The sequence below is a fragment of the Rhodococcus sp. (in: high G+C Gram-positive bacteria) genome (assembly GCF_049591685.1).
In the GTDB taxonomy this organism is placed as follows: Bacteria; Actinomycetota; Actinomycetes; order Mycobacteriales; family Mycobacteriaceae; genus Rhodococcoides.
In genome coordinates this window covers 1-2,231 of record NZ_JBAWFH010000049.1, presented here as the reverse complement: position 1 = coordinate 2,231, position 2,231 = coordinate 1, and the positions used below count along the sequence as shown (strand labels likewise).

At 62.9% G+C, this 2,231-nt stretch carries 4 protein-coding genes; all 4 read left to right on the top strand.

Going from position 1 to position 2,231, the window contains the following annotated elements; all coding sequences use genetic code 11:
* Positions 1 to 415: STAS domain-containing protein (locus tag WBQ44_RS02020; RefSeq protein ID WP_495565069.1), on the top strand; the 415-nt coding region annotated here is incomplete at its 5' end.
* A 128-nt stretch (positions 416 to 543) separates the two neighbouring features.
* The gene (locus WBQ44_RS02015; RefSeq protein WP_495565068.1) at positions 544 to 1,368 is read left to right on the top strand and encodes a hypothetical protein; all 825 of its coding nucleotides are present in this window, start codon (positions 544 to 546) and stop codon (positions 1,366 to 1,368) included.
* A gap of 246 nt (positions 1,369 to 1,614) precedes the next feature.
* Positions 1,615 to 1,923 (top strand): hypothetical protein, encoded by a 309-nt coding sequence (locus WBQ44_RS02010; RefSeq protein ID WP_495565067.1) that lies wholly within the window; start codon positions 1,615 to 1,617, stop codon positions 1,921 to 1,923.
* 15 nt (positions 1,924 to 1,938) lie between these two features.
* The coding region (locus WBQ44_RS02005; protein WP_495565066.1) for a hypothetical protein at positions 1,939 to 2,231 on the top strand (293 nt) is incomplete at its 3' end.

The window sequence follows — 2,231 nt, the reverse complement described above, 5'->3', positions numbered from 1 at the left end:
CTACCGTGTCTCGCGGCCCCATGTGATTGCCCTCGGCAAAGACGGCACCCGGTGGGTGGACGTCGAGCGAAACCCCGACGTCCCCATCATCGACGGAGTGGTGGTCGTGCGAGTCGAAGCCGGCCTGTTCTTCGCCAACGCAGACCACGTCCGCGGCCGCATCACAGCACTTGTCGACGAGAGCACCGAGGTCGTGATCCTGGATGCAGAAACATCCCCGTACATCGACGTGAGCGCCGCCCGGATGCTGCTCGACCTCGCAGCAAGTCTGAAGCGGAACAACGTCGTCTTCCGAATCGCAAGAGACATAGGCCAATTCAGGGATATTTTGGCGGGCACCGAGGACGAGGAGTCGCTACCGGTGTACCCGACCGTCACGGACGCGATCGCCGCCGGCGGAGAAGAAGACCGATAACGAGAAGAGCTCGCAACGAGATGCGCACAGCGTGCTTCAATAGCAATTCGCGGCCCTCCGGACACCCGGACTCACCTGCGAACGCGACGCGATGCGGGAATGTAGGGTTAGCTGCGATGCTGTCGGATATGACCGACATCGGAAAATCACTCGAACGCTTCCGCGCCCGCTTGAACGCCTCCGTGCGGGGCCGGTTGTTGTTGCGCGTCGTTTCCGAGGTCGGCGAGATCGGTGTGGTCGACTCGGCAATGACGTTGGCGGCGCAGTCCTTCACGTCCTTGGTTCCGGTGATGATTGCAATCGGGACGCTGGGCGCGATGGATCCGGTCTCGGAGACATTGCGTTCGGACTACGGCCTCGACCTTTCGGGTCTGGACAGTGTGCCCGATTCCTCCGCTGCGGCATTCGGTGTCGCCGGTGTACTGATGCTGATCGCCGCCGCAACCTCGTATGCACGAGCGTTGGGGCGGCTCTACGCGCGCATCTGGAGCCTGCCCATCGTCTCGTTTCGGCAGAGCTGGCGTTGGATCGCCGTCATCATCGTCCTCGCCTGCGGTGCCGTCTCGATCGGCGCGGCCCGGGCACTCGACAGTGGGCCCGTCGCGGAGCCAATCTTGGTGGGCGGGGCGCAATTTGCAGTATGGCTACTTGTATGGACCGCGGTGCCAGCGCTCCTGGTACCACGCGGGATCCCTGTCCGCGCGCGTTGGACGACCGGTGCTTCGACCGCAGTCGGACTCACAGGATTGCAGGCCGGCAGCATCGTCGTGCTTCCCCAGGTACTCAACAATGCAGAGCAACAGTTCGGCTTCCTCGGAATAGTTTTTACGTTGATCGGCTGGTTGTTCGTATACTCCGCCATCGTCGTAGTCGCGGCGACGGCGATTCACGCCCTCACCCAAGACGACCACAAAGGCGGACCCGGGACGTGGTTACGAAAGGCCGAGCGGTGAGTCACGGCGGTCAGGAGAACCCCGTCGATCCGGCCTCGCCACCTACGCCGCAACTGGGCGAACGCCTCGAAATTCGCGGTCTACTACTTTTGGTGGATCTTCGAGCTGTTGCCGCAGCTGACCGGCGCGATCGTCGAATCACAGAGTGTTGTCGATCAACAGGTCCGAGTTGACTGTTCCCGTACCCGCCGGAACCCCCGGGCAAATTCGCTCTCCACCCGTTCCGGCGGAGAGGGGATGAACGTCATGGCAGGAAAATCGGGATTCCTACTCGTCCTCGTGGGATTGGTGCTGGCGGTGTTTTTGCCCAACCTCGAATTCTTCTGGTTTACGGGCCGTGCCTTCGGCGTTCTGCTGGTGGTGCTGGGCGCATTCGAATTGTTCGAGCACCGAGGTGGGCGCAGGAACAAGGGCATCGTCGAAGGATTGCGAGACGGCATCATCGGTAGCCCGCGAGGGGATTTCGACGACCATAACCGGGAGACGAACGGCCGGGACAGCAACAGCCGGGAGACGAACGGCTGGGACGGCAACGGCCGGGGCAGCAAGCCGTGACGGCTCGGTCGTGATGTGGACGGTTTCGCTCTCGCGGATCACCCTGTCGTCCCCGTCCCCGTCCCCGTCAGCGTCCCCGTCCTCGTCCTCGTCAGCGTCGGCTTCGGTCAGCGTCGTTCGGGCTGGCGTCTTACCCGGCGGAATCCGACGCGAAGGCTTGGTTCGCGCATGTTGACCTCGGTGATCGTGTCTGTGCTTCCGCTGGCGGTTGTCGATGCCGTCGGTGTGGGCGCTCTGGCGATGCCCGTGTGGTTCCTGCTGTCCGATCGAGCGCGAACCGGCTACATCTGCCTCTATCTGACGATTCT

Excerpts from the sequence above, each read along its gene's own strand:
- WBQ44_RS02010 (WP_495565067.1), top strand. The coding sequence starts at position 1,615 with ATGGCAGGAAAATCGGGATTCCTACTCGTCCTCGTGGGATTGGTGCTG.
- WBQ44_RS02015 (WP_495565068.1), top strand. The coding sequence starts at position 544 with ATGACCGACATCGGAAAATCACTCGAACGCTTCCGCGCCCGCTTGAAC.